The sequence below is a fragment of the Actinoalloteichus fjordicus genome (genome assembly GCF_001941625.1).
In the GTDB taxonomy this organism is placed as follows: domain Bacteria; phylum Actinomycetota; class Actinomycetes; order Mycobacteriales; family Pseudonocardiaceae; genus Actinoalloteichus_A; species Actinoalloteichus_A fjordicus.
The window spans coordinates 1,808,247-1,835,244 of record NZ_CP016076.1 but is presented as its reverse complement, the minus strand read 5'-3'; the positions used below and the strand labels follow the sequence as shown (position 1 = coordinate 1,835,244).

Here is a 26,998-nt window from a genome sequence, read left to right as displayed (position 1 = left end):
CGCCGGATCAGCTCACGACGACGAGATCGTCGGCATGCACGACCTCGCGGCGGAACTCGGCGGGGAGCTCATGGGAGGACCGGCCGATCAGCTCCGGCAGTTCGGCTGCGTCGTAGGCGACGACCCCTCTGGCCACGACGCGCTCCGTGCCGTCGACCAGCTCCACGACGTCGCCGGCGTGGAAGTCGCTCGTCGTCCCGGTGATCCCCGCAGCCAGCAGCGACCGCCTGCGCTGCGTGACGGCCTGGACCGCGCCGTCGTCCAGTCTGATCCGGCCGGTCGCGCTCGCGGCGTGACCGAGCCAAAACCGGCGGGCGGACAGCCGGGCGCCCGTGACGCCGAAGGCGGTACCCACGTCGGCGGGGCCCAGAGCCCGCACCGCGTCGTCGGCGCCCGCGAGCAGGACCGGGATGCCCGCCGAGGACGCCATGCGCGCTGCGGCGAGTTTAGAGGCCATCCCGCCGGTGCCCAGCCCGTCGGCCCGCCCGTCTCCCGCCCGGACCTCGGCCAGGTCGCCCGCGCCCTCGACCTCGGTGATCCGCCGGGCCCCGCCGTGCCGAGGATCGCCGTCGTACAACGCGTCCACGTCGGAGAGCAGGACCAGTGCGTCGGCGCCGACGAGGTGCGCCGCCAGGGCGGCCAGTCGATCGTTGTCACCGAAGCGGATCTCATCGGTGGCGACGGTGTCGTTCTCGTTGACGACCGGCACCACCCCGAGCGCGAGCAGCCGTTCGAAGGTGCGCTGGGCGTTGCGGTAGTGCGCCCGGCGGACGACGTCGTCGGCGGTCAACAACACCTGGCCGACCACCCGCTGATGACGACCGAAGGACGTGGCGTAGGCGTGTGCCAGCGCGAGCTGACCCACGCCTGCGGCGGCCTGCTGCGTCGCCAGGTCACGAGGACGGCGGGCCAACGCCAGCGGCGCCAGCCCGGCGGCGATCGCGCCGGACGAGACCAGTACGAGCTGACCGCCGCGCGCGCATCGCCCCGCGACGGCGTCCACCAGCGCGTCCAGCCTCGCCGTGTCCAGCCCGCCCGAGGCGGTGGTCAGCGACGAGGAGCCGACCTTGACGACGAGTCTGCGCGCCGCGCCGACCCGCCGTCGCGTCTCCGACAGCACCGCCGCGCCACCGCTCATCCCGTCGTGTCCTCCACGTCGATGCCGCGCCGGATCCGGGAGGCCGCCTTGCGGTCCTTCGCGGGCACCCGGTCGTTGCGTTCCAGTCGCCGGTCGGTTCCCCGGCCGGTCATCGACATCGCCACGCCTGCGGGGGTGGTGGGCTCCCAGTCGAACGTGAGGCCGCCGATGGTCACCGACGCACCGGGCTCGGCGCCCAGGGCCGCGAGCTTGTCCTCGACCCCGAGGCGGGCGAGCCGGTCGGCGAGATAGCCCACCGCCTCGTCGTTGTTGAAGTCGGTCTGCAGCACCCATCGCTCCGGACGGTCGCCACGCACCACGAACGCGCCCGGCTCGGCGGGATTCGGGGTCACGGTGAACCCGCTGTCGTCGACGGCGGTGGGGCGCAGCACGAGGCGCGTCGCCTCCGGGGCAGGCTGTGCGGCCCGGTACTCGGCCACGACCTTGCCGAGGGCGAAGGTCAGCTCGCGGAGGCCCTCCCTGGTCGCGGTGGAGACCGGGAACACCTGGAGTCCACGTTCCTCCAGGTCGGGCCGGACCATGTCGGCCAGTTCGCGCGCCTCCATGATGTCGATCTTGTTGAGCACGACGATCCGGGGGCGGTCGGCCAGGTCCCCGCCGAGTGAGGGCGTGTAGCGGGCCAGCTCCTCCTCCAGCGCCTCCAGGTCGGAGACGGGGTCGCGGCCGGGTTCCTCCGTCGCGCAGTCCAGGACGTGGACCAGCAGCGCACAACGCTCGATGTGCCGCAGGAAGTCGAGTCCGAGGCCCTTGCCCTCGCTGGCGCCCGGAATGAGTCCCGGCACGTCGGCCATGGTGAACACGGTCTCGCCCGCCGTGATCACGCCCAGATTCGGCACCAGGGTCGTGAACGGATAGTCGGCGATCTTGGGGCGGGCGGCGGAGAGCACGGCGATCAGGGAGGACTTGCCCGCCGACGGGAAGCCGAGCAGGCCGACGTCGGCCACGGACTTGAGCTCCAGGACGAGCTCGCGCTCCTCGCCTGGCTCACCGAGCAGCGCGAAGCCGGGAGCCTTACGGGCCTTGGACGCCAGCGAGGCGTTGCCCAGCCCGCCTCGGCCGCCTTGAGCTGCGACGAGCCGGGTTCCGTGGCCGGTGAGGTCGGCCAGGATGTTGCCGTCGGCGTCCGTGATCACCGTGCCGTCGGGGACCTTCAGCTCCAGGTCAACACCGGTCGCTCCGTCGCGGTTGTTGCCCTGGCCCTGCCTGCCGTTGGTGGCGCGGGCGTTCGGTCGGTAGTGGAAGTCCAACAGCGTGTGCACGTTGGAGTCGACGACGAGGACGACGTCTCCGCCGCGCCCGCCGTTTCCGCCGTCCGGGCCGCCCAACGGCTTGAACTTCTCACGGTGCACGGAGGCGCAGCCATTGCCGCCGTTGCCTGCGGCCACATGGATCACCACGCGGTCGACGAAACGGGACACGGCGGTACTCCTTCCCCTGACTGTCCGGGCCGGCGGATCACCGGGCCGGAACGACACAAGGCGAGGGGCGGGCCGGAACTCTCCGGGCCCGCCCCTCGCCGGGGTCGTTGACGTCGTCGGCGGCGGGGCTCAGCCCTGCGCCGGGACGATGTTGACGGTCTTACGACCACGCTTGCTGCCGAACTCGACCGCGCCTGCGGACAGTGCGAACAGCGTGTCGTCGTTGCCTCGGCCGACGTTCACGCCAGGGTGGAACTTGGTGCCGCGCTGACGCACCAGGATCTCACCCGCGCTGACGACCTGACCGCCGAAGCGCTTCACACCGAGCCGCTGGGCATTGGAATCGCGGCCGTTCCGGGAGCTGGATGCGCCCTTCTTGTGTGCCATGGCTGCTCAGGTCCTCACTTGTCGGAGATGCCGGTGACCTCGACGCGGGTCAGCTTCTGCCGGTGACCCTGCCGCTTGTGGTAGCCGGTCTTGTTCTTGAACTTGTGGATGCGAATCTTGGGGCCCTTGGACTGCTCGACGACCTTGCCGGTCACCGAGAACTTCTCCAGGGCGGACGCGTCGTGCGTGATGTCGTTGCCATCGACGACGAGCAGCGCCGGGAAGTTGACCGCGGTGCCCGGCTCGCCCTCAAGCTTCTCGACCTCGACGACGTCGCCGACAGCCACCTTGTACTGTTTGCCGCCGGTCTTGACGATCGCGTACATCAGGACGGAAGTCTCCTGCTACTCGACGATGATGGACGGCGTGCGAACACAGATCGATGAAGCGGATTCTGTGAGACCTCGCACGGCTGGGTCAGCCCGGACGGGCGACCGGCGCTCAGGTTACGTGCCCGGCGGGCAGAGGGTCAAACCGGGGTGGCGTCCGCTGCGGAGGCCCCCGGCCGCCCACTCCCCCTCAGGAGGCGTTCTGCCTGGTCACGATACCGATGAGCGAGCACGAGTCCCGGTGAGTCGGCGGGTTCCCCGCCTCGAAGCTCGATACTGCGGTCGAGGCGGTCCAGCGCGACGGCCGCCGCATGCTCCACCGTCCACGACTCCGTATCGTCGGACAGCGCCTTACCGAGGTCCGGCTGGACGAGCAGTGCGGTGCCACCGTGCAGCAGACAGCGCGCCAGGCCCGCGTCATCGCCGAGATCCCTGAAGACCTCCTCGGCCGCGCGCCACCGCCGACACGCGTGCGCCCGATCGCCGAGCCGCCACTCGGCCACTCCGCACAGCTCCACCGCGTGGGCCTCGGCCGAGTGGTCCTCGACCTGTCTGGCCAGCCATTCCGCCTCATTGAGGTGGTGGAGGGCGTGCTGCGGCTCCCCTCGACGCAGCCGCAGGACGCCCAGGTTGATCCGAACGCCGATCCAGGCGTGCAGATCGGAGGAGGGCAGCCGCTCGGCGGCGTCCCGAAGACAGCTCTCCGCCTCTTGCAGGGCGTCGTCCTCCTGATGGGCGGACAGCGTCCCGGTGAGCCTGCCGTGTTCCGCCTCGAGCAGGCGAAGCACGGCCCACGCGTTGTTCTCCCGACCCGAGAGCGCGCCCGAGTCCGTCATGGTGATCGAGCCGAGTTCCTTCTCGGCCAGCTCGGCCTGTCCCTCGAGTCGGAGCGCGGTGGCGCGGGTGATCCGCGCGAGGTTGCGTACCTCTGCATCCGGTTGCCGCGTCACCCGACCCGGTGATCGCCGCAACCGACGTCGGAGGTCGTCGACCCGTCGCCGGGCGGCCTGCTCGCACGCCGCCTCGATCGCATCGGCGAGTCCCCGCAGGTCGACGTAGCGGCGCTGCCGCGAGAACCAGACCTCCAGGGCACTCGCGATGACCCGAAGTCGACGCAGCTCGTTCAGTCGGACGTCGCCGCTCCACAGGAGCGCGACCATCCGGTCCTCCTCCTCGGCGAACCATTTCTCGGCCCCGGTGCGACGGGTGGGGACGGCCAGGTCGGCCGCATGGAACTCGGCACGGCGGGCATAGAAGCGGATCGTCCCGGCCGCAGCGCGTCGGCGGCCGGGGCGCGCGGGCGCGGGGCGCTCCACGTCGGCGGGCCTGCGCCGACGCCAGGAACGCACGGCCGCGACGCCGATCCACGCCAGCGCAGCCGTGCAGGCACCGGCGGACACGATGATCGCCAGCGAGATCCGGCTGTCCGGCCGCGCGAGGACGGCCTCCGCGAACGCGGCCGAGAGCAGTCCGAGAGGCAGCCAGGCCAGGATCTTGACGACCCGCTCCCGCACCTCGCCGTCGCCTCGACGCTCGTCATCGGCCTGCACGGCGACGCACCCCCGTCAGCCCTCGGACGGCCGTTCGCCATCCCAGTCCGAGCACGATCAACGGCACGATCAGCGAGAAGACCGCCGCCGCCGCGATCGGGCCCGCCGAGGTGTGGAACCAACGAAGCTCGCCCCACAGCAGCAGCGTCAGCGGCGAGGCGGGCGTCCCGCCGAGCAGCAGCCCCATCACCAGGTCGTTCCAGACCAGGACGAACTCGAGCACCGCGACGGCGACGACGGCGTCCCAGTGTCGCCGGATGAGCCCGAGGCCCTCGGCCTGGCGGTCGATCTCGCCCGTCAACGTCTGGTCCAGCGGGGAGGAGGTGGTGAGGAATGCGCCGCGCATCAGCAGGATCGCGAACGGCAGGCCAGCCGCCGTGTGCGCGAGGATCAACGCGAGGTTGAGGGAGGTCCCGGTCAGATTGGTGGCGGCGAACCACTCGGCCATCGGCGCGGCGTAAAGCTGCACAGGCGCCACGGCGAGCAGCGCCAACACGATCACGACGGCGCTGACCAGGCGTGGGCCTGCGACGCTCCAGGCCAGTGCGTGGCCGACCGAGCCTGCGATCACCGCCACCAGCAGCGCCGTGGTGCCCGCCATGAACAGACTCGCCCCGAGCGCGCCGATCAGGCCGTTGTCCAGCGCCGCGCGAAACGAGGCGAGCCCGAGACCGTCGATGCCGCCGTTCCAGAATCCCGTCAGCGCGGCGTCGGCAGGCGACCGCAGGGAGGTCCCGACGAGCACGATGAGGGGCGACAGCCAGATCAGCCCCAGCAGCCCGAGCAGGACCGCGATCGATCGACGCAGGAGAGTCCGTTGTCGCATCGGCGGGCCGATGAGCGGGACTCGCTCGGCGGGTGCGGGCACCGGCAGGATCACGCTGGTCACGCCGCGCGCCTGTCGAACGCCCCACACCGCGCCGAGCGCGACCACCGCGACCATGCCGAACAGCAGCGTGGCCATGGCCGCCCGCTCCCCCGGCGTCGCCTCGGGCGAGCGCCACCAGAGCAGCGCGCCGACCTCGACGTCGGCCTGGAGCGGGCCGGGGACCATGACCAGCATCAGGTCGAACAGCCGAACCGCGGCGACCATCAAGGTCAACAGCACGACGGTGATCACCGGTCTCAGCAGCGGCACGATCACGCGCGTGAGCCGGTGCAGGGGGCGCAGGCCCTCGGCCTTCGCGACCCGCACCAGGTCCGGCGGGATGACGTTGAGCCTCGTCCGGAACAGTGAGACGGCGAAGCCCAGCCAGGCCCAGGTGAAGGCCAGCACCAAGGGAATCCAGATCACCTCGGCTCGATACGGCTGCGGTCCGGGCCAGGGGGGCGTGGTCGACCGCTCCGGGATGATCAGTCGGTGATCGACGGACTCGGTCGCCCCGGCAGGCCCGAGTTCCACGGCGAAACGACCACGGTCGTCGGTCACCGTCTCCACCGGGTCGATGCCGAAGGCGTCGGCTCGCACCGTGACCCCGGGCAGTGCCCCTGACTGGTCATGCAGGGTGCCGGTGATCCGGTTCGGCGGCTGCGAATCGGGGTCGACGCAGGACACGGGATCTCGGTCGGACGTCTCGTCCGACGACTCAGGCGAGCCGGGACGGGGCTCGGGAGCCTCGCGAGGGGTCACCACCCGCAGGTCGACGTGACATCCCGCCCGGTAGTTGAACGTGGTGACCAGGTCGCCCTGGTCGTACAGGCGCGATTCCTCCGGTGCCGTCTCGTCGGGTCGTGCCCCGCCGGCAGGGGCAGGGTCGGCCAGGGCCTCGTAGCCTGCGACGGCGACGGCGCTGATCATCCCTCGGTCGGGGTCGGGGTCGACGAGCAGGCGGAAGGCCGCGCCGGTCACCAGCATCGAGGCGGCCAGCGGGATGAGCAGGGGCAGGGTGAGCAACCGCGAGGCGTCGCCGACGAATCGCCCGAGCGCGGCCACGATCAGTCCGAGCAGGGCCACGCCGACGGCCACCGCCGCCCAGAGTCCGCTGCGCAGCAGCGCAGCGCGCATCGTCTGGTCGGACAGCACCGCGACGTAGTGCGACATGCCGAGGCCGCCGGTCGGTCCGTCCAGCCGGATGCTGCGCCAGATGGTCGCCAGGATCGAGGTGACGAGCAGCGCGGCCAGGAGCACCGCGAAGACGTTCGCCACGACGCGGAGGCTGACGACGGACAGGAAGTGCGCGCGCTGTGGTCGAGCCGCCACGCCGTGCACCGACGGCCCGGTCACATCGCGTCCGACCGTCTCCAGCTCCACGTAGTCGCGAACAGGCTCCGGTTCCGGCGCAGGCTCCGGCCCTGGGGAGGACGCGGGGCTCGGCGCCTCCCCCGGGGCGGACTCGGAACCGTCGGCGGCACGGGATCGAGGGCTGCGCGCCGGGCGGACTGCTGCCGGGCGCTCAGGAGGGTCCCCGCCGTCGCGGGTCGGTTCGTCCACGGGTCAGCCCACCGGGACCCTGGCGCCGCCGTGGACCGGCCGGTCCATCCGCTCGCCGAGCTGGAAGGCGAGCCGGGCGATGCGCTGCTCGTCGGCGCCCTCGACCTCCCGGAGGAATCGCTGCAACTCGGCCCACAGCCTGCCCCCTCGCGCACCGAGCTGGTCAGAGAGGTCGAAGGACAGTCCGCCCGGCGGATCGCGGACCTCCTTGGCCAGCCGGGCGAGCCGGGCATGGCGATACCGGTTGTCGAGGAGGTCGGCCCGCAGCGAGAGGAACCCGCCCTCGCCCGCCCAGATCGTGGCCGCGTCCGCCCCGGCCAACCACTCGACCAGGTCCGTCGCCGTCGACGGCGCCTGGGCCGTCACCACGGCGACGTCGCCGCCGATCACCAGCGGCGCAACGCCGCCGTCCTCGGCACGGGGGAACCGGAAGAGATCCCACTGCCAGCGCCCGTCCTGATCGGCCGGGCTGTGCTCGGCGATCACCGAGTAGACGAAGTCCGAGCCGGTCGTCATCACGGCCCTGTCCCTGGCGAAGACGTCGAGCACCGCTTCGTCGAGTTGGGTGGCCAGCGCCGACACCGCCCCGCCCGCCAGCGCGTACGGGGCGCCCCACATCCCCCCGACCCGGCGCAGCGCCTCCTGCACGCCGTCCCCGCGCCAGCCGATGCCGGTCTCGGCCAGTGTCCGGTAGGCACCGGGGTCGATGCTGAGCAGCACGTTCTCGAAGAAGTCGGTGAGCACCCAGCCGTCGGCGGCCCCCAACGCCAGCGGAGTACGGCCCGCGGCGGCGAGCCTGGCGTTGAGCGACGTCCACTCCTCCCAGGTGGTGGGGACGTCCTCGCCGAGATCGGCCAGTGCCTGCGGTCGGTACCAGACACAGGACTTGTGCACGATCTTGAAGGGCAACCCGTATCGACGACCGTCCACCGACATGACCGACCGCCAGCCTGCCGGGGCCGCGTCGTCGTCGAGTTCCAGCGGAACCAGCCCGCCCGAGGCGACACCGGAACGCAGGAGCCCCGGGCGCGGCAGCATGATCACGTCCGGCGAGCCCACCGGCCGGTCGCCGAGTGCCGCGGCGATGTCATCGCCCATCGGCACGATCTCCGTGCCGACACCGTGCTGAGCGGAGAAGACGTCGAGGACCCGCCGGAAGGACGCCAGCTCCCGCCCGCTCCAGGTCACCGCGACGCGCAGCGACCCGGTGACGGCCGAGCAGCCTGCGATCGGGCCCATGCCGACCACGGCACCGAGCGGAAGGGCCAGCGCCCCGAGAACGGCGCGTCGGGAGACGCCGTTGCGTGCCCTTGACGAACCCCGCGCGGTCATCCCGGATCCGGTGGAACGGTCGACGAGGAGACACCCTCGGGCAGCGTCAGATCGACGACGTCGGCAGCGGGCACGAATCCGTCGAGCCGACGTCGGTCATCGGTGACGACCAGCAGGGCGACGCCGGTCCGGGCGGCAGCCGCGTCGAGTCTGCCCGCCCAGCGCGGGAATCCCGTCCGATCCTCAACGACGACGGCCGGGCGCCGACGGAACAGCACCCTGGCGAAGCCTGCCTGCTGTCGTTGGCCTGGCGTGGCTCGATGCGGATGGCGGTCCAGACTCATCAGCAGGCCTGCCCGTTCGGCGGCCTTGTCGGCCTCGTCTGCCAGTCGCGGGCTCGCCCCGCCACCGGCGCTCAGCCTGCCGAAGACGATGTTCTCGCGGAGGCTCAGGTGTGGGAGCAGCCCGCCGTCAGCCGTGACGAGGCCGATCAACGGCTGCGCCCCGTCGAGGCTTGCGGTGTCCGGTCGGGCTCGTGGTCGTCCGCCGACGGTGACCAGGCCGGTCCAGCCGTCGCCCGTGCCGATCACCGCGTCCGAGAATCGGCATAACGTCGCCGAGTCCGGCAGGACGACACCGGCGATGCCACCGACCGGCACGGCAAGGCTCACCGACCGAGCCATCCCGTCGGCCCGAACGGCGTCGAGAACCAGACCTGCCCCCATCTGAAACCCCCGCACGACGCAGTGCCCTGCATCACACCTAGCATAGCGGCGGGGCGACCCGACAGAATTGCGATCGGAATATCGGCGCGATATCGCTGCGACGGCGGCCCGAGAGACAAGAGAGTGCTCGGCCGGGAATTCGCGGCGGCGGCGACTATTCGCCCGCCGAGCAGGCCGTCGGGTACATCGAATCTCGGCGAATACGGTCGAATCGACGATCCGACCGCCGTGACCCGCCTCGAGAGGCGACGGGGCTGGCGACGATCGGTTCCGGTGGACGCCTGCGGGGCGTTGGGGAGACCGGCGTCTGCTGTCCGGCGGCAACCATTCACCCGGACAGCCGACCGCGACCGCGACCTATCCGCAGATCGACGCACCGGCCTGCGAATCGCCATTCACGAAGCCCGGTTCTGCCGATCGAGGGGTCGGCGACCAGAAGTCGACGGCGATTCGCGACGAAGTGGGCCGGCATTCGATGACGGATTACGCAAACCGCGTCCGAACGTGATTCTCCTGCGGCCGCCCTCGACGGCTGACGATTCGGCGTCGTCCCGGCTGCCTGTGAGAGTTCACCGATGAGCACGTCGGGGGTGGGGAGGAGCCCGGTCGCCGACGCGGCGTGGCCGTGTCGTGCACGTCCCGGCCGGTACTCAGCCGCCGTACGCACCCGGCCCACCGCGCCGGTCCCGTGATATCCCCTCGGGACGAGAACGGCGGGGCCCGATGAATCCAGGCCCCGCCGTCTCGGTCACGCGTTGTCGGTCTGGCTCCCCTTCGGCGGGCCCGCCGGCCGCGCTGCGGCACGCCTGCGCTGCCTGCGAGCAGGCGCCGCCGCAGGGGTCGCGGCGGGCTCCGCCGGAGCGACAGGCTCGACGACCGTCTCCTGCGCCGCCGCTGGAGTCCGCACCGCGTGCCCGTTGCGCCGAGCGGGCTCGGCGGCGGGCTTCTCGACCACCTCGGCGGCGGGCGGCTCGCCTGCAGGCTCGGCCGCACGCGCCTCCTCCGCCGCGCGAGCTGCGTCGGCCTCACGGGCGGCCTTGGCCTCGGCCCGAGCCTCGGCCTTGGTCTGCCGACGCCCCTGACGGGGTGCGTCGCCGTTCTCCCGGCTGTTCTCGACCGGCGCCTGAGCCTCGGCGACCTGCTCCATCGCCTGGGCCGCCGTCTCGGCGACGGTGTCGAGCGCGACGTTGCCCTTGCCCCTGGGCCGCGACCGCCGCGACTGAGCAGGAGCGCTGCCGTTCTGCTTGTCCGAACCGCCCGCGCCGTTGGCCTGGGCTCCGGCCTGCGCCGCATGCTGATGCTGGTGGCTCGCCGTGCCGTTGCCTGCGGCCGCCCCGGCCGTCCCCGACGCGCCGTTGCCCGTCACCGCGCCGACCGGCTCGGTCGAGACGATCACCCCGCGACCCCGGCAGTGTTCACAGGTGGTGCTGTAGGCCTCGAGCAACCCGGTGCCGACGCGCTTACGCGTCATCTGCACCAGCCCCAGGGAGGTCACCTCGGCGACCTGGTGCCGAGTGCGATCCCGGCCGAGGCACTCGGTCAGCCTGCGCAGCACGAGGTCACGGTTGGACTCCAGGACCATGTCGATGAAGTCGATGACGATGATGCCGCCGATGTCCCGCAGCCGGAGCTGCCGGACGATCTCCTCCACCGACTCCAGGTTGTTCCTGGTGACCGTCTCCTCCAGGTTTCCGCCGGAGCCGGTGAACTTGCCGGTGTTGACGTCGACGACCGTCATCGCCTCGGTGCGGTCGATCACCAGGTAACCGCCGGAGGGCAGCCAAACCTTCCGATCCAGTGCCTTGGCCAGCTGCTCGTCCACCCGGTGCTCGGTGAAGGCGTCCTTCAGGCCGACGTGCCTGCGGAGCCTGCCCACCAGATCCGGCGCCACGTGGTTCACGTACGACTCGATGGTGTCCCACGCGGTGTCGCCCTGGACGACCAGGCCGGAGAAGTCCTCGGTGAAGAGGTCACGGACGACCTTGATGAGCAGGTCCGGCTCCTCGTACAGCAGTTGCGGCGCCTGGGCGCGCGGAATGGCGGCCCGCTCCTTGATGATCTCCCACTGGGCACGCAGCCTGCGGACGTCCCGATCCAGGGACTCCTCGCTGGTGCCCTCCGACGCGGTGCGGATGATCACACCTGCCTCGTCGGGGACGATCCGCTTGAGGATCTCCTTCAACCGCTTGCGCTCGACGTCGGGGAGCTTCCGGCTGATGCCGGTGGCACCGCCGCCGGGCACGTAGACCAGGAATCGCCCGGGGAGGCTGATCTGGGTGGTCAGGCGGGCGCCCTTGTGCCCGACCGGCTCCTTGGTGACCTGGACCAGCACGCTGTCCCCGGTGGACAGCGCCTGCTCGATCTTGCGGGCCTTGCCCTCCAGGCCTGCGGCGTCCCAGTCGACCTCGCCCGCGTAGAGCACGGCGTTACGGCCGCGGCCGATGTCGACGAACGCGGCCTCCATGCTCGGCAGCACGTTCTGGACTCGGCCGAGGTAGACGTTGCCCACGATCGATCCGGTGCCCGACGACGTCACGAAGTGCTCGACGAGGACGCCGTCCTCCAGCACCGCGATCTGCGTGCGGTCGCCGCGCTCACGCACGACCATCCGACGTTCCACCGACTCACGACGAGCCAGGAACTCGGCCTCCGACAGCACCGGCACGCGCCTGCGGCCCGCCTCCCGGCCGTCGCGCCGTCGCTGGCGCTTGGCCTCCAGACGGGTGGAGCCGCGTACCGAACGGACCTCGTCCTCGACGACTGGCTCGGCCTTGACCTGCGCGGGCTTGCTCTCCCTGACGTGCACCACCGTGTTCGGCGGGTCGTCGGACCGCGAGGCCGCGTCGTCCTCGGCAGTGCCCTTCCGCCGCCTGCGACGTCGACGGCGCCTGCTGCCCTCCGACTGCTCGCCCTCGGTGTCCTCTCCGTCCTGCTCGGCGGCCGCCTGCTCCTCCGCAGGGGCCTCGGGCACGACGTCAGCGGCGGTCTCGGCGGGCGTGCCGTCCTCGTCGTCGCCGGGCTCCTCGCCGCCCTCCGCGTCCTGGCCGCCTCGTCCTCGGCCCCGTCCCCGGCGTCCGCGTCGGCGGCGACGCCTGCTGCCTGCGTCTTCGTCCTCGTCGACGTCCTCGGGCGCCGAGGGGGAGACTACGGCCTGTTCGACCGGCTCGGCAGCCTGCGGCTGCTTCGCTGCGGCCTGCTTGGCGGGTGCCTGGCGAGCGGCGGGCGCCGCCGCGGGCTGCGGCGGGAGGAAGACCGGCTGCGGCGGCGCGAAGACCGGTGCGGCGGCAGCCCTCGGACCGGAGTCCTCGGCGGGCTGCTCGGCAGCGGCGGCAGACTCCTCGGCGGCCGCGCTCGGGGTCCCGGCGGCCTCCTCGGCGGGCGCCAGCTTCTCGATCACCTGAAGTGCCAGGTCGCGGGACACGCTCGACTGGGCGCTGCGAACCTCGGCCCCCAACGCCTCCAGCGCAGTCAACACGTCCTTGCTTCGTACCTCCAGCAGCTTCGCCAAGGCGTGCACTCGCAGCTTGGCGGGCAGTTCCGTCCCGCCTGCCCGTGCATCGGCAACCCCGCTGCGCTCGTCAGCGGGCGCGTTCTTCATCGACATACAGCTCCTCCGCCCCCGGGCGCGTCCTTGGCCGGACGCGGCCGCGCAGGGGCCTTCCTGTTCGTCTCCGTCGCGTCGAGCGACGGGAATCCTGTTTGAAGCCTGCCGTTTCCGAGCCGGAGCTCGAAAAGCAGCGCAGGCGGATGCCTACGACGCCGTGTGGGCCTGCCCCTCATCCCCTGTGACAGGGATTACCCGACCTAGTCTCGGGCAACCGCTCGATCAGCGGTCAACGGATCGACTAGACGCCCATCATCGTCGAGCCGCCCCTGCGCCATCCGGGTCGCCTTCGCGGGTACCGGCGGCTCCACAGCAGCGACGACGCGAAGCGCACTCAGCACGTCGTCCGGTCGCACGGTCGGAGTCACCTGCCGCACTACCACCACGAGTATCCCATACGGTCTTTCCACACTGCGCCGATCAGCCGTCCCGGCGCGCCGAGCCACCACGGCGTCACGATGCGTGGCGGTCTCCGCAGGTCCGTCCGTCGGGAGGGGACGGCTCGGGTCTGCGACGATGCCGTTCCACGACCGAGTGGCCGTCGCGTGCCCGCCGTCGACGATGGGCAGGTCCCCGCCCTGCACGGGCGCCGCGTCGGCGGCGACGGACGTCGACGAGAACGCGGCGACGGTCAGGCCGGTCGACGAGGCCGCGTCCGACGAGACCGTGTCCAACGACACTGTGGCCGCCGCAACAGCCGCCGACCCTCCGTCGGCGGCGACAGCCGACGTCGCGGTATCCGACCACGCGGCGCACGCGGTGTCCGACCACATCGCGGCCGACGAGTAGACCTCCGCGCGGACGATCGCGGCGCGCGCATCGATGGTGCGGAGGCCGTTCTTGGTCAGCCGCTCGACCTCCACCACCTCCTCGGCCAGCATCCGGCGGGTGGCGTCGCGCAGCACCTCCGGATCGACGCCCGGCACCTCGATCCGCCAACTGCTCGCCGTCAACCGCTCGGCCAGCGAACCCGGACCGGCCTCCACCACGTCGACGATGTCGAGTCCCGGCGGCAGGGCCGCGTTCAGCTCACGCCCGAGTATCGGAGGATCGACGCGCTCGGCCAGCGCGAACTCGACGTACTCGGCCTCACTCGCAGCGCCCGTCGGGGCGGCACCGGCCCAGGAGACCTTCGGATGCGGGTTGAAGCCCTGCGAATAGGCCATCGGCACGCCCGCTCGACGCAGGGCCCGTTCCACGGACCGCGCCACATCACGATGTGAGGTGAATCGGAGCCGGTCGCGCTTGGCGAACCTCAGTCGGAGTCGCTGTACCGAGGGTGGGGACGGGTTCGGTTCGGATCTGCCGCTCAGCTCACACCATCCTGGGCGCCGCATGTGGGGGTCGCGCAAGACCGTACCGCGCCGTTGTGATCGTCCGTTGCTTGTCTCGGCGACGCAGGACTCGTTACCGTCCGCACATCGTGGGGACACGATGCTCGACCGGTCTGTCCCCCCGCAACGAGCTCCTGCCTGCCCGGCCGCGAGCAGGGCAGGGATTCCGGGCGATGCTGCCGGGAACGGGGGCTGCGACGCACGGCGACGATCCGCCGCGAGCGACAGACACCGAGAATGTGATCGACGCGACAGGAGCGAGTTCGTGCCTCTGCTCAGCCCGGCGGCAGCAGCCGTGGCAGGCGTCGCGCTGTTAGCCGCAGGCCAGCTCGCGGCCCCGCTCAAGATGACGCCGCCTGCGGATCTTCGGCAGCCGTCGTGTCACGACGACGGCGAGGCGTATCGGTATCTGGTGCTCTTCGAACCCGGCACGCCCGACGACGCGGCCGAGGCCGAGATCGAGGCGGCCTGCGGAACGACGACGGTGAACTATCCGGAGATCGGCGTCGCGGTCGCTGTCTCGGCAGACGACCGATTCGACACCTGGTTCGGGCCGGATCGGGCCTTCTCGGCGCAGCGGGCGACAGCGACGCGTGCGACGTCCACGCCGAGTACGCGGCTCGGTTCGCAGGCGGCCGAGCAGCTTGGACCGGATGCACGCCCCCTGGACCCTGAGGTCCGCGCTGAGGGCTGGTCGCTACGCCAGGTGCGGGGCGATCTCGCCCATCGACTCGACCTCGGCAGTGCGGACGTCCTGATCGGCGTCCTCGACTCCGGGATCGACGGCGGACATCCCGCGCTGGCCGACGCCGTCGACCCTGGAGCCTCGGCAGGCTGTCTCAGCGGTGCCCCCGACGTGTCCACGGCCGCATGGACGCCGACGAACTCCGCGCACGGCACCCATGTCGCAGGCATCATCTCCTCGAACGGAGCGGGGATGACCGGCGTCGCGCCCGGTGTCCGACTCGCCGCCGTCCGCGTCGTCGACGAGGCGGGCCTGATCTACCCGGAGTACGCGGTCTGCGGTTACCTGTGGGCGGCCGAGCAGGGCGTCGACGTCACGAACAACAGCTACATCATCGATCCGTGGCACCTCGACTGCGAACAGGAACCCGGCGCCCAGGTCGCGACGGAGGCAGTGCGGCGGGCGATGGGCCACGCCACCGATGCAGGCGTGCTCGCCGTGGCGGCGGCAGGAAACGACGCGGTCGACCTCCTGGCCCTGACCGACCGCCCGTCGGCCGGATCGAGCGGGCGCGACTGCCTCCCGTTACCCGCGGGCCTCTCCGACGTGGTCACCGTCTCGGCGGTGGCCGCCGACGGGACCAAGGCCCGCTACAGCTCGTACGGCCTCGGCGTGGTGGATCTCGCGGCGCCGGGCGGTGACCGGCGGCACCCGGCAGGCATCGGGCCGGGACGGTGTGTGCGCTCGACGGTCCCCGGCGGCTACGAGGACCGGTGCGGCACGTCGATGGCGGCGCCACACGTCGCGGGCGTGGCCGCGCTGCTGGTCTCCCAGCGCCCCGACGCCTCGCCCGCCGAGCTTCGCTCGGTCCTGCGCCACCAGGCCAACCCGCTGTCCTGTCCCGAAGAGTACGACCTCAATCTGGACGGGACGCCGGATGCCGACTGTGTCGGCGCCAAGTCGTACAACAGCTTCTACGGCGCGGGCCTGGTCGACGCACTTCGTGCGGTGCGGAACTGACGGCAGCCGCCGCGATCCACGGCTCGAGCCGTCGCCGTGATCACCCGTCCCCGGCGTCCGCTCCGCAGGCGCCGTTCCCTGCTTCAACGACCGCAGACGAGCCGTCGACCGTCCTGCCGGAGGCGCACTTCCCCAGCCGCGACCCTGCGCCCGCCGACCGGCCCGGCCCAGGATCAGGTTCCTGTCGAAAAGGACCGGCCGACGTGCCCTAGGACGGGCTCAGCGCGCCGCGAGGAAGTCACGGGTCGCCCCTGCCACCTGGGGAAACCACGGGGTGAAGTCCGCATGCCCGCCGCCGTCCAGCGTCGCGAGCACCTCCGCCAACGGGGTCCAGCGCAGGGCGCGGACCTCACTCGGATCGACCGCGCCGGGCTCGCCCTCGAAGCGCCCGATCAGGACGTGGTCGTACTCGTGTTCGACGTAACCCTGTTCCGTGTCGGGAGCCCGGTAGACGAAGGCGCCTGCCTCGCTCAGGTCGGCGACCTCCACGCCCAACTCCTCGCGCAGCCGCACCCGTGCGGCGGCCACGACCGACTCGCCGGGCCACGGATGTCCGCAGCAACTGTTGGTCCATCTGGTCGGGAATCTCAGCTTGGCCGAGGAGCGCTGCTGTAGCAGCACGCGATCCCGCCCGTCTACCAGCATCACCGAGAAGGCACGGTGCAGCAGCCCGCCGTCGGAGTGCGCCTCATGAACCGAGGAGCGTCCCAGCGTCCGGCCCTGCTGATCGACCAGCTCGACCAGTCGCTCCTCACGGATGCGCTGCTGCTCCTGCGTCGTGACGGTCATCCGAGGTCCTCCTGGGGGTCGGGGCCTGATCGTCGGTCCGCACCTCGAGCGAGCGACTCGCCGTGGGCGATTCGGCCGCCACGGCTCGCCCGCTCCATCCTCCGCACCCGAGGGGAGGCGGACCACAGACCGCGCTGAAGGACTCGACGTGATGGCGCCGAGGCCGTCCGTGTCCTCCAGGATCAGACCTCAGCCGCCTGCGGACAAGGAGGGATTTCGTACCGGGCTGCCCTGGCCGACGGGACTGATCGGCAGCATCGTGCGACCGGTCGGCCCGATCTCGATGTCGGTGCCCATCGCCGGGCACACCCCGCAGTCGAAGCAGGGCGTCCAGCGGCAGTCCTCCTGCTCCTGCTCGTCGAGCGCGTCACGCCAGTCCGCCCACAGCCACTCCTTCTCCAGCCCAGAGTCGAGGTGGTCCCAGGGCAGCGTCTCGTGTTCGGTCCGCTCGCGGGTGGTGAACCAGTCGATATCGACACCCAGCAGGGGCAACTCGGCGGCGCAGGCGTCCAGCCAGCGTTGATAGGAGAAGTGCTCGGTCCAGCCGTCGAAACGCCCGCCCTGGCGCCACACCCGCTCGATGACCCGGCCGATCCGCCGGTCGCCCCTGGAAAGCAGGCCTTCGATCAAGGAAGGCTTGCCGTCGTGGTAGCGCATCCCGATGCTGCGGCCCAGGCTGCGGTCCTCGTTGACCGCGGCACGGAGGCGGCGGAGTCGCGCGTCGATCGTGTCGGGGTCGAACTGCGCGGCCCACTGGAACGGCGTGTGCGGCTTGGGCACGAACCCGCCGATGGACACCGTGCACCGGATGTCCTTGTTGCCCGAGGCGGCCCGGCCCGCCCGGATGACCTCCTTGGCCATCCGCGCGATCTGCAGCACGTCCTCGTCGGTCTCGGTGGGCAGCCCGCACATGAAGTACAGCTTCACCTGCCGCCAGCCGTTGGCGTAGGCCGTGGTGACGGTGCGGATCAGGTCCTCCTCCGACACCATCTTGTTGATCACGCGCCGGATGCGTTCGCTGCCGCCCTCCGGCGCGAAGGTCAGGCCCGAGCGTCTACCGTTGCGGGCCAGCTCGTTGGCAAGGTCGACGTTGAAGGCGTCCACCCTGGTCGACGGGAGCGACAGGCCGGTGTTAGTGCCCTCGTACCGGTCGGCCAGCCCCTTGGTCACCTCGGCGATCTCGGAATGGTCGGCGCTCGACAACGACAACAGGCCGACCTCCTCGAAGCCGGTGGCCTCGAGTCCCCGCTGCACCATCGCCCCGATGCCCTCGGCCGAGCGTTCCCGCACCGGACGGGTGATCATGCCTGCCTGACAGAACCGGCAGCCTCGGGTGCAGCCGCGGAAGATCTCGACGCTCATCCGCTCATGCACGCTCTCCGCGAGAGGGACCAGCGGCTGTTTGGGGTACGGCCAGGCGTCGAGATCCATGGTCGTGCGCTTGGCGATCCGCGCCGGAACCCGGTCGCCGACGGGGCGCACCTCGTCGATGGCACCGTCGGCGAGGTAGTCGACCTCGTAGAACTGCGGCACGTAGACCTGGCCGGTCTCGGCCAGCCTGGTCAGCAGTTCAGGCCGGCCGCCGGGTCTGCCGTCGGCCTTCCATCGACGGATCAGGTCGGTGACCTCCAGCACGGCCTCTTCGCCGTCACCGAGGATCGCCGCGTCCAGGAAGTCGGCGATCGGCTCCGGATTGAAGGCCGCGTGGCCGCCGCCCACGACGATCGGGTGGTCCTCGGTGCGGTCGACCGCGTGCAGCGGGACGCCTGCGAGGTCCAGCGCGGTCAGGAGGTTCGTGTAGCCCAGTTCCGTGGCAAAGCTGACCCCGAGCACGTCGAAGGCGCCGACCGGTCGGTGTCCGTCGACGGTGAACTGCGGGACGTCGTGCTCACGCATCAACGCCTCGAGATCCGGCCACACCGCGTAGGTCCGTTCGGCGAGCACGTCCGGCTGCTCGTTGAGGATCTCGTAGAGGATCATGACGCCCTGGTTGGGGAGTCCGACCTCATAGGCGTCGGGGTACATCAGCGCCCAGCGGACGGTGGTGGTGTCCCAGTCCTTGACGGTCGCGTTCAGTTCACCGCCGACGTACTGGACGGGCTTGGACACCCTGGGCAGCAGCGGTTCCAACCGGGGGAAGACGGACTCGACGCTCACGGCGAACAGGGTAACGGCCGTGCTCCCGCAGGCCGGGAGGCGCAGTCGGCGGGCCTGCCTGCGCGGAGCCGCCCGGCGCAGGCGAGCGGACGCAGGCCGAGGGGATTCGGCGGGAACGGACACCGGCGGACGGACATCGGCGTCAGGACGAAGGCCGTCGCGAGCGCGGCCGCCGGGGGCGCCCCCGCCACGCGACGACCGCGCTACTTCAGCAGCAGGCGCTCCAGCCGCCGCGTGGCGATGACGACGCCGATCCCGGCCATGACCACGAAGTACCCGACATGCCCGAGCAGGCCCCAGCTCACCGCACCCGTGGACAGGCCCCGCATGAGCTCCACACCATGGAACAGGGGCAGACACTGCACCAGCAGCTGCGCGGCCCTCGGGTAGACCTCCAGCGGAAAGAAAGTGGTGGAGAACAATGCCATCGGCAGGATGGCGAGCTGGACGAAGTCGAAGTCCTGCGTCGAGCGGATGAAGGTGGTCGCCGCCATCCCCACCGCGGCGAAGGCGAAGGAGACCAGCACGGCGGCGGGCAGTGCGAGGAGCGCCCACGGCGAGGTGATCAGGCCCATGCCCAGCATCACGCACAGGAAGCCCGCCGAGTAGACGCCGCCACGCAGCACCGCCCAGGTGATCTCGGCGATCGCGACGTCGAGCGGCCCCATCGGGGTGGCCAGCACCGCGTCGTAGAGCTTCGCATGCTTGAGCTTGAAGAAGATGTTGAAGGTGGCGTCGTACACCGCGCCGTTCATCGCCGAGACGGCCAGCAGGCCGGGCGCGATGAAGGCGGCGTAGTCGATCGGGGCGCCGCCGGGAGCGCTGAGCTGCCCGACCATCCCGCCGAAGGCGACGCCGAGCGAGAGCAGGTAGAACAGCGGCTCGAAGAAGCCGGACAGGATGGCCAGCCAGGCGCCCCGCCCGGCGAGCATGGACCGCTCGACCAGCCTGCTCGCCCGACCCGCGTACAGGCCGGGCGGGAAGATCCGCAGCAGCGGCCCCGCGACGTGCCGGGGCGGCGGTGCGCTCTGCTCGATCGTCGTCGGCTCGACGCTCATCCTCACACCACCAGCCGCTTGCGGAACATCCGGCAGGACAACACCGTGCCGACGAGGAACAGTCCGATCAGGTAGGTCAGGTGGCCCAGTGTGGGCAGCGGGGCCAGCGTGCCGAACGCCGCACCCCGGGCCAACTCCGTGCCATGCCAGAGCGGAGCGACCCAGGCGATCGGCTGCAGCGGCTCCGGCAGCCTGCTGATTGGGTAGAAGGTGCCCGCGAACAGCATCATCGGCAGCACGATGAATCGGAAGAGTGCGTTGAAGCCGTCGCCCTCGCCCTGCATCCTCGCGGCGACCGCCACGACCGGGGCGGCCAGCGCCATCCCGGTGAGCACCGCGAACACCAGGGAGAGCAGCACGCCTACGCCGGCCACGGCACCGAGCAGGGCCGCGACGGCGAGGAAGGCCACGCCGGAGAAGGTGAGGCGCAGCATGATCCACAGCAGCTTCCCGCAGGCGATCTGCTCCGGGCTGATCGGCGTCGCGGTCACCGCCCAGAAGTTCTTCTGCCACTTGAAGCCGGACAGGACGGGATAGGTGGCCTCGCCCGCCGCGGTCTGCACGGCACCCACCACGAGCATCGCTGGCGCCAGGTACACCAGGTAGTCCAGGCCTCGGGTGGCCTCGCTCGGCTCGACGAGCGCTCCCATGCCCATGCCCATCGCCACCAGGAACAGCACCGGCAGCAGCACGCTGGAGATCAGCGTGGCGCGCCAGTTCAGCCGGTACCAGATCCACTGGCCCTCCAGAACCAGCAGGACCGAGGGGACGAAGCCCGATGCCCGGCCGGTGGAGGCTCTGGCCGTCGGCGGTGCGGCGTCCGAGGTTCGCGTCGTCATCGTCAGTCCACCAGCGTTCGTCCGGTCAGCCGGAGGAAGACGTCCTCCAGCGTGCTTCTGCGGACCAGACTCGACAGCGGCTCCACGTCGCGCCGGTGCACGGCGGCCAGCGACGCCTCGCCGTCGGCGGTGTAGAGCAGCACCCGGTCGGGCAGCACCTCGATGCGATCGGCGGTGTCGGCCACCAGGGGGGCGTACTGCTGCACCTCGCCGGGCGGGAACCGCAGTTCCAGGACCTCCCGGGTGCAGTAGTCCCTGATCAGCTCACGTGGTGAGCCCTCGGCGGCGATCCGGCCGCCGTCCATCACCACCAGCCGGTCGCAGAGCTGTTCGGCCTCGTCCATGTAGTGCGTGGTGATGATGAGCGTGACCCCGGCCTGCTTCAGCCGGAACAGTCGATCCCACAGCACGTGTCTGGCCTGCGGATCAAGCCCGGTCGTCGGCTCGTCCAACAACAGGACCTCGGGATCGTTGACCAGCGACCGTGCGATCGTGAGCCTGCGCTTCATCCCGCCGGACAGCGGTTCGACCTTGTCGGCGGCGCGGTCGGCAAGCTGGGCGAAGTCGAGCAGCTCCACGGCCTTCTCCCGCACGGCCGCGCGGGAGAGCCCGAAGTACCGGCCGTAGACCTGGAGGTTCTCCCGGACCGACAGTTCGAGGTCGAGGTTGTCCTGTTGGGGAACGACGCCGAGCCTGGCCCGGATCTTCGGGCCGTCGACGGCGGGGTCCATGCCGAGCACCCGCAGCTCGCCACCGGTGCGCGGGGAGACACAGGCGATCATCCGCATCGTCGAGGACTTGCCCGCGCCGTTGGGACCGAGGAAGCCGAAGGCCTCCCCGGCTCGCACGGCCACGTCGATCCCCCTGACGGCCTCGAAATCGCCGAACCGCTTGGTCAGGCCCTCCGCATGCACCAGGAAGCCGTTCATCGTCACGAGAGTGAAGGGTATGCCTCGACTCCGACAGAAGAAACCGAATTCGACGGTTCTCGGCCTGTGCGAAGGAGACGCGACGGCCGAACGACCGGTCGAACGGAGATCGACGGCGGAAGAGGGTCTGCCGGCCGACGGGCCTCGACCCGCCTGTGGAGCGGCATCGATGACGAACGGTCGATCGGCCCCGAGGTCAGGGCCGATCGACCCGGAGATCAGATGTTCGGGAACCAGAGCTTGATCTCGCGCTCGGCCGACTCCGGCGAGTCGGAGCCGTGGACCAGATTCGACTCCGTCTCCAGCGCGAGGTCGCCGCGCAGCGTGCCGGGGGTGGCCTTCTCGACCGGGTCGGTGCCGCCCGCAAGCTGCCGGAACGCCGGGATCGCCCTCGGGCCCTCGACGACCAGGGCCACCACGGGGCCGGAGGTGATGAAGTCGAGCAGCGATCCGAAGAACGGCTTGCCGTCGTGCTCGGCGTAGTGCTGCTCGGCGAGGTCACGGGTGACCACTCGCAGTTCGAGTGCGGCAAGGCGCAGGCCCTTGCGCTCGATGCGGGACACGACCTCGCCGACGAGGCCCCGTGCCACGCCGTCGGGCTTGACCAGGACCAGGGTGCGCTCGCTCACGGCCGCTCTCTCTCCTTGACGTCGGCCGACCCGGACGGTCGGCGTCGAGTGACGGCGGGTCTGCCGTCCGTTTCGTCTGAAAGCCTAGTCACGTACCGACGGGTGATCATCATCAGTCCGGCGGCGGCTGCTGGCTGGGCAGCCTGCCCTCGTCCATCCGGCGGGCGACGTCGAGCTTGAACCACACCAGCGCCGCCCACACCAGGGCGAACAGCACCCCGGGGATCAGTAGGAACGGCTCGACCAGCCCGGCGGCCAGCAGCAGGCCCTGGAGGCTGAGCGCCGCCGTCAGTCCCCAGCTGCGGCCCTGGACGCCCGAGGCGAGGAGCAGGAGCACGACGAGCACCAGGACGAAGGTCCAGCCGAGGCTGCCCGCCCCGTCGCCGAGGCGGCCGACGACCAGCAACGCGAGGGCGACGACGATCGCCTCCAGCACCAGCGCCCCCGCCAGCACACCGCGCAGCCCCTTCCAGGGGTCCACGGCGGGCGGCGGCACTGCCCCGGGCTGCTCGGCGGCGCCTTCGGTGGTCCCGGCCGCGCCTGCGGCCCGCTGCGCTGTGCCTGCCTGCACCGCATCGGGACCGGTCACGTCATCGCTCATTCCGGCTTCCTCCCGAAGAAGGCACGGGCCTCTCCTGCGGTCACGACGGATCCGGTGGCGACCACGCCCCGGCCCGCGGCTGGTTCGTCGGGGTCGTCGGTCTCGGCGGACATCCGCAGGGCCGTCTCCAGGGCCTCCCCCAGCGCCGGGGTCACCGTCACCCGCGACTCACCGAAGAGGCTGACCGCCAGCTCACCCAGTGCCTCGGCGGACAGCGCCCTCGGGGACGAGTTCTGGGTGACGACGAAGTGATCGACGACCGGCCCCAGCTCGGTGAGGATTCCGGCGGCGTCCTTGTCGCCGAGCACGCTCACCACGCCCACCAGCCGGTCGAAGGCGAACTCGGCGGCGATGGCCTCGCGCAGCGCCGTGGCGCCGTGTGGATTGTGCGCCGCGTCGACGAGGACGGTCGGCGCGGACCGGACCGGTTCGAGCCTGCCGGGGCTGTGCACTTCGGCGAACCCCTCCCGGATGACCTCGACGTCGAGCATCCGATCCTGACCCGCACCGAAGAACGCCTCCACCGAGGCGAGGGCTATCGCCGCGTTACGCGCCTGGTGGGCGCCGTGCAGCGGGAGGAAGACGTCCTCATACACCCCGCCGAGGCCTTGCAGCCGCAGCAGCTGGCCGCCGACGGCGACGGACCGCTCCAGGACGCCGAACTCCGCGTCCTCCCTCGCGACGGTCGCGCCCACCTCGATGCAGTGCTCCAACAGCACTCGGGTGACCTCGGGGGCCTGCGCGGCCAGCACCGCCGTCGAGTCGGGCTTGATGATGCCCGCCTTCTCCTTGGCGATGCCCAGGATGTCGCTGCCGAGGTACTCGACGTGGTCCAGCGCGATCGGGGTCACCACGCTCACCCTGCCGTTGACGACGTTGGTGGCGTCCCAGCCGCCGCCGAGGCCGACCTCGATCACGGCCGCCTCGACGGGCGCGTCGGCGAAGGCCGCGAACGCCATGCCCGCGAGCACCTCGAACTTCGTCATCCTGATGTCGCCTCGGCCGTCGACCATCGACACGTAGGGCTCGATGTCGCGGTAGACCTCGACATAGCGTTCCGGGGAGATCGGCGTGCCGTCCACGGCGATCCGCTCGGTCACCGACTGAAGGTGCGGGCTGGTGAAGCGACCGGTGCGCAGCCCGATCCGCCCCAGCAGCGCGTCGATCATCCGCACCGTGGAGGTCTTGCCGTTGGTGCCGCCGACGTGCACGACGGGGTAGGCGTGCTGGGGAGAGCCGAGCAGGTCGGTGAGGACGGCGATCCGATCCAGCGACGGCGCGACCGTCGACTCCTGCCAGCGGGTGTCGAGTTCCTCCTCGACCTCCCGCAACGGCTGCAAGGCGTCCGACTCCGCGCTGCTCATGCTCGCTCCCCCACCGCTGCGGGCAGGGCCGCGAGCCGCTCGGTGAGCCGATCGCGTTCCTCGACCGCCGCGTCCCGCCGCGCGGTGATCTTGGCGACCACCTCGGCGGGCGCCTTGCCGATGAACGCGGGATTGCCCAGCTTGCCCTCGCAGCCCGCCAGTTCCTTCTCCGCCACCGCCAGGTCCTTGGCCAGCCGCCTGCGTTCGGCGGCCACGTCGACGGTGCCGGAGGTGTCCAGCTCGATCTTCACCTCACCGGTCGGCAGCCCGACCTCGAAGGACACCGTGACCGAGTAGTCGTCACCGGGCTCGGCCAGCCGGGACAGGGCGCGGATCGCCGGGACGTGATCGGAGAGGTCCGCGCAGCAGGCGCCGCGCACGGCGCCGACCACCGGCTGATTGGGCTTCACCCCCTGATCGGCCCGGAAGCGACGGATCTCGGTGACCAGCCGCTTCAGCGAGTCGACGCGGCGGGCGGCCCGGTCGTCGGGCTCGTGGCCCGCGCGCACCGGCCAGGCGGCGACCACCAGCGACTCGCCGCCGGTGAGTTCCCGCCACAGGACCTCGGTCACGAACGGCATCACCGGGTGCAGCAGCCGCAGCAGGACGTCGAGCACGTGGCCGAGGACCGCTCTGGTCGCCTCGGCACGCTCGCCGCCCTCGGCGATCTGCACCTTGGCCAGCTCGACGTACCAGTCGCAGAACTCGTCCCAGGTGAAGTGGTAGAGCGCCTCGGTGGACTTGGCGAACTGGAAGTCCTCCAACCGCTGGTCCACCTCGCCGACGAGTCGGTCCGCCGAGTCGAGGATCCAGCGGTCGACGTCGGTGAGCTCCTCGCGCGGCGGCACCGGCCGCTCGACCGTGGCCCCGTTGATCAGCGCGTACCGGGTCGCGTTCCACAGCTTCGTGCCGAAGTTGCGGGACGCGCCCACCCACTCCTCGCTGACGGGGACGTCGACGCCGGGATTCGCGCCCCTGGCGAGGGTGAAGCGCAGGGCGTCCGCGCCGAACCGCTCGAGCCAGTCCAGCGGGTCCACCGTGTTGCCCGCCGACTTCGACATCTTCTTGCCGTGCTGGTCACGCACCATGCCGTGCAGCACGATGGTGCGAAACGGGGGCGTCCCGTCCATCGCGTAGAGGCCGAGCATCATCATCCGGACGACCCAGAAGAAGAGGATGTCGTAGCCGGTGACCAGGACCGACGTCGGGTAGAAACGGTCCAGCTCCGGGGTCTTCTCCGGCCAGCCCATCGTGGAGAACGGCCACAGGCCGGAGGAGAACCAGGTGTCCAGGACGTCCTCGTCCTGATGCCAGCCCGGTCCGCTCGGCGGCTCCTCGTCCGGGCCGACGCACACGGTCTCGCCGTCGGGGCCGTACCAGACGGGGATGCGGTGTCCCCACCAGAGCTGCCGGGAGATGCACCAGTCGTGCATGTCGTCGACCCAGTCGAAGTAGCGCTTGGCCATCTCCGGCGGGTGCACGGCGACCTCGCCGGAGCGGACGGCCTCGCCTGCCGCCTCGGCCAGCGGCGCCACCTTCACGAACCACTGGAGCGAGAGCCTCGGCTCGATCGGCTCCTTGGACCGCGAGCTGTGTCCGACGCTGTGCCGGTAGGGCCGCTGCTCGGCCACGATGCGGCCCTGCTCGCGCAGCGCCTCGCGGACGGCCTTGCGGGCCGCGAAGCGGTCCAGACCGTCGAACTCGGTGTCCGTCCCGGTGATGCGGCCCTGCTCGTCCATCACGGAGAGCATCGGCAGGTCGTGACGCCTGCCGATCTCGAAGTCGTTCGGGTCGTGCGCCGGGGTGACCTTCACTGCGCCGGTGCCGAACTCGGGGTCGACGTGCGCATCGGCGATGACCGGGATGCGCCTGCCGGTGATCGGCAGCGTGATGAGGGTGCCGACGAGGTGGCGGTACCGCTCGTCGTCGGGGTGCACGGCCACGGCGGTGTCGCCCAGCATGGTCTCGACCCTGGTCGTGGCGACCACGATGGCGGCGTCGCCGTCGCCGTAGCGCATGGAGACGAGTTCTCCGTCGACCTCCTTGTGCTCCACCTCGACGTCGGAGAGCACCGACCGCAGCTCGGGAGACCAGTTGACCAGGCGTTCCGCCCGGTAGACGAGCCCCTCGTCGTGGAGGCGCTTGAAGATCGTCTGGACGGCGCGGCTGAGCCCCTCGTCCATGGTGAAGCGCTCGCGACTCCAGTCGACCCCGTCGCCGAGCCTGCGCATCTGTCCCAGGATGGCGCCGCCGTGTCGTTCCTTCCACTGCCAGACCCGCTCGACGAAGGCCTCTCGACCCAGCTCGCGCCGGCTGGTGCCCTCGGCGAGGAGCTGCTTCTCGACCAAGGCGTGGACGGCGATGCTGGCATGATCCATGCCGGGCAGCCAGAGTGCCTCGTGACCCTGCATCCGGCGCCTGCGCGTCAGGACGTCCATCAGGGTGTGCTCGAAGGCGTGGCCGAGATGGAGACTGCCGGTCACGTTGGGCGGCGGGATCACGATCGAGAAGGGCGGCCGGTCGCTGTGCGGGTCCGCCGTGAAGTAACCGCGCTCTACCCACTGCTCGTACAGTCGAGGCTCCACCTCGGCGGGGTTCCACTTCGCGGGCAGGGTCGACTCCGGGCGGGCATGGGTCTGTGTCACCCGAAAAAGTCTACGGAGCGCAGTCGAGCCTGTTGAGGCGGTCCTCCACGCCAGGCGCCGACGCCGTGCCGTC

At 71.1% G+C, this 26,998-nt stretch carries 20 protein-coding genes; 1 reads left to right on the top strand and 19 read right to left on the bottom strand.

The window, feature by feature from the left end; translation table 11 throughout:
• Positions 1-7: 7 nt before the first annotated feature.
• The 10 genes from proB to UA74_RS33400 form a co-directional block, all read right to left on the bottom strand.
• Positions 8-1,138, bottom strand: a complete 1,131-nt coding sequence (gene proB / locus UA74_RS08320; protein ID WP_198042965.1) for a glutamate 5-kinase — start codon at positions 1,136-1,138, stop codon at positions 8-10.
• Positions 1,135-2,577, bottom strand: a complete 1,443-nt coding sequence (gene obgE / locus UA74_RS08315; protein WP_075739752.1) for a GTPase ObgE — start codon at positions 2,575-2,577, stop codon at positions 1,135-1,137. Before obgE ends, proB begins: the two co-directional genes overlap by 4 nt.
• 129 nt (positions 2,578-2,706) lie before the next feature.
• On the bottom strand, positions 2,707-2,964 hold the full coding sequence (gene rpmA / locus UA74_RS08310; RefSeq protein ID WP_075739751.1) for a 50S ribosomal protein L27: 258 nt from the start codon (positions 2,962-2,964) through the stop codon (positions 2,707-2,709).
• Positions 2,965-2,978: 14 nt separating this feature from the next.
• Entirely contained in the window at positions 2,979-3,290 is a 312-nt protein-coding gene (gene rplU, locus UA74_RS08305) for a 50S ribosomal protein L21 (RefSeq protein ID WP_075739750.1), read from the bottom strand.
• A gap of 143 nt (positions 3,291-3,433) precedes the next feature.
• Complete coding sequence (locus tag UA74_RS08300; protein WP_075739749.1) at positions 3,434-4,843, bottom strand: hypothetical protein; 1,410 nt, start codon at positions 4,841-4,843, stop codon at positions 3,434-3,436.
• Entirely contained in the window at positions 4,830-7,274 is a 2,445-nt protein-coding gene (locus UA74_RS08295; protein ID WP_157434061.1) for an ABC transporter permease subunit, read from the bottom strand. Before UA74_RS08295 ends, UA74_RS08300 begins: the two co-directional genes overlap by 14 nt.
• 3 nt (positions 7,275-7,277) lie before the next feature.
• Positions 7,278-8,606, bottom strand: a complete 1,329-nt coding sequence (locus tag UA74_RS08290; protein ID WP_075739747.1) for an ABC transporter substrate-binding protein — start codon at positions 8,604-8,606, stop codon at positions 7,278-7,280.
• A complete protein-coding gene (locus UA74_RS08285) occupies positions 8,603-9,271 on the bottom strand; it encodes a P-loop NTPase family protein (protein WP_075739746.1) in 669 nt (222 codons plus the stop codon). Before UA74_RS08285 ends, UA74_RS08290 begins: the two co-directional genes overlap by 4 nt.
• A 748-nt stretch (positions 9,272-10,019) precedes the next feature.
• The gene (locus tag UA74_RS08280; RefSeq protein ID WP_075739745.1) at positions 10,020-12,875 is read right to left on the bottom strand and encodes a translation initiation factor IF-2 N-terminal domain-containing protein; all 2,856 of its coding nucleotides are present in this window, start codon (positions 12,873-12,875) and stop codon (positions 10,020-10,022) included.
• 200 nt (positions 12,876-13,075) lie between these two features.
• Positions 13,076-14,212 (bottom strand): TIGR03936 family radical SAM-associated protein, encoded by a 1,137-nt coding sequence (locus UA74_RS33400; protein ID WP_261340763.1) that lies wholly within the window; start codon positions 14,210-14,212, stop codon positions 13,076-13,078.
• Between the two features lie 262 nt (positions 14,213-14,474).
• On the opposite strand from UA74_RS33400, the gene UA74_RS08265 reads away from it, so the two are divergent.
• A complete protein-coding gene (locus tag UA74_RS08265) occupies positions 14,475-15,914 on the top strand; it encodes a S8 family peptidase (protein ID WP_075764168.1) in 1,440 nt (479 codons plus the stop codon).
• Between the two features lie 219 nt (positions 15,915-16,133).
• On the opposite strand, the gene idi is transcribed toward UA74_RS08265, so the two are convergent.
• The 9 genes from idi to UA74_RS08220 form a co-directional block, all read right to left on the bottom strand.
• Positions 16,134-16,703, bottom strand: a complete 570-nt coding sequence (gene idi / locus UA74_RS08260; protein ID WP_075764166.1) for an isopentenyl-diphosphate Delta-isomerase — start codon at positions 16,701-16,703, stop codon at positions 16,134-16,136.
• Between the two features lie 189 nt (positions 16,704-16,892).
• On the bottom strand, positions 16,893-18,860 hold the full coding sequence (locus tag UA74_RS08255; RefSeq protein ID WP_075764163.1) for a TIGR03960 family B12-binding radical SAM protein: 1,968 nt from the start codon (positions 18,858-18,860) through the stop codon (positions 16,893-16,895).
• Between the two features lie 203 nt (positions 18,861-19,063).
• Positions 19,064-19,918 (bottom strand): ABC transporter permease, encoded by an 855-nt coding sequence (locus tag UA74_RS08250; protein WP_075739741.1) that lies wholly within the window; start codon positions 19,916-19,918, stop codon positions 19,064-19,066.
• A 2-nt stretch (positions 19,919-19,920) separates the two neighbouring features.
• Entirely contained in the window at positions 19,921-20,757 is an 837-nt protein-coding gene (locus UA74_RS08245; RefSeq protein WP_075764161.1) for an ABC transporter permease, read from the bottom strand.
• Positions 20,758-20,759: 2 nt separating this feature from the next.
• A complete protein-coding gene (locus tag UA74_RS08240) occupies positions 20,760-21,686 on the bottom strand; it encodes an ABC transporter ATP-binding protein (RefSeq protein WP_075743549.1) in 927 nt (308 codons plus the stop codon).
• 218 nt (positions 21,687-21,904) lie between these two features.
• A complete protein-coding gene (ndk, locus tag UA74_RS08235; RefSeq protein ID WP_075739739.1) occupies positions 21,905-22,315 on the bottom strand; it encodes a nucleoside-diphosphate kinase in 411 nt (136 codons plus the stop codon).
• A gap of 112 nt (positions 22,316-22,427) precedes the next feature.
• The gene (locus UA74_RS08230; protein WP_083683021.1) at positions 22,428-22,916 is read right to left on the bottom strand and encodes a DUF4233 domain-containing protein; all 489 of its coding nucleotides are present in this window, start codon (positions 22,914-22,916) and stop codon (positions 22,428-22,430) included.
• A complete protein-coding gene (folC, locus tag UA74_RS08225) occupies positions 22,913-24,280 on the bottom strand; it encodes a bifunctional tetrahydrofolate synthase/dihydrofolate synthase (protein WP_075739738.1) in 1,368 nt (455 codons plus the stop codon). The genes UA74_RS08230 and folC overlap by 4 nt, the downstream gene beginning before the upstream one ends.
• Entirely contained in the window at positions 24,277-26,925 is a 2,649-nt protein-coding gene (locus tag UA74_RS08220; RefSeq protein ID WP_075764159.1) for a valine--tRNA ligase, read from the bottom strand. Before UA74_RS08220 ends, folC begins: the two co-directional genes overlap by 4 nt.
• Positions 26,926-26,998: the final 73 nt, after the last annotated feature.

Coding starts and splice junctions, on each gene's coding strand:
- UA74_RS08245 (WP_075764161.1), bottom strand. CDS start 20,757: ATGACGACGCGAACCTCGGACGCCGCACCGCCGACGGCCAGAGCCTCC.
- folC (WP_075739738.1), bottom strand. CDS start 24,280: ATGAGCAGCGCGGAGTCGGACGCCTTGCAGCCGTTGCGGGAGGTCGAG.
- idi (WP_075764166.1), bottom strand. CDS start 16,703: ATGACCGTCACGACGCAGGAGCAGCAGCGCATCCGTGAGGAGCGACTG.
- UA74_RS08290 (WP_075739747.1), bottom strand. CDS start 8,606: ATGACCGCGCGGGGTTCGTCAAGGGCACGCAACGGCGTCTCCCGACGC.
- UA74_RS08280 (WP_075739745.1), bottom strand. CDS start 12,875: ATGTCGATGAAGAACGCGCCCGCTGACGAGCGCAGCGGGGTTGCCGAT.
- UA74_RS08250 (WP_075739741.1), bottom strand. CDS start 19,918: ATGAGCGTCGAGCCGACGACGATCGAGCAGAGCGCACCGCCGCCCCGG.
- rpmA (WP_075739751.1), bottom strand. CDS start 2,964: ATGGCACACAAGAAGGGCGCATCCAGCTCCCGGAACGGCCGCGATTCC.
- UA74_RS33400 (WP_261340763.1), bottom strand. CDS start 14,212: ATGCGGCGCCCAGGATGGTGTGAGCTGAGCGGCAGATCCGAACCGAAC.
- UA74_RS08240 (WP_075743549.1), bottom strand. CDS start 21,686: ATGAACGGCTTCCTGGTGCATGCGGAGGGCCTGACCAAGCGGTTCGGC.
- UA74_RS08230 (WP_083683021.1), bottom strand. CDS start 22,916: ATGAGCGATGACGTGACCGGTCCCGATGCGGTGCAGGCAGGCACAGCG.
- UA74_RS08285 (WP_075739746.1), bottom strand. CDS start 9,271: ATGGGGGCAGGTCTGGTTCTCGACGCCGTTCGGGCCGACGGGATGGCT.
- rplU (WP_075739750.1), bottom strand. CDS start 3,290: ATGTACGCGATCGTCAAGACCGGCGGCAAACAGTACAAGGTGGCTGTC.
- proB (WP_198042965.1), bottom strand. CDS start 1,138: ATGAGCGGTGGCGCGGCGGTGCTGTCGGAGACGCGACGGCGGGTCGGC.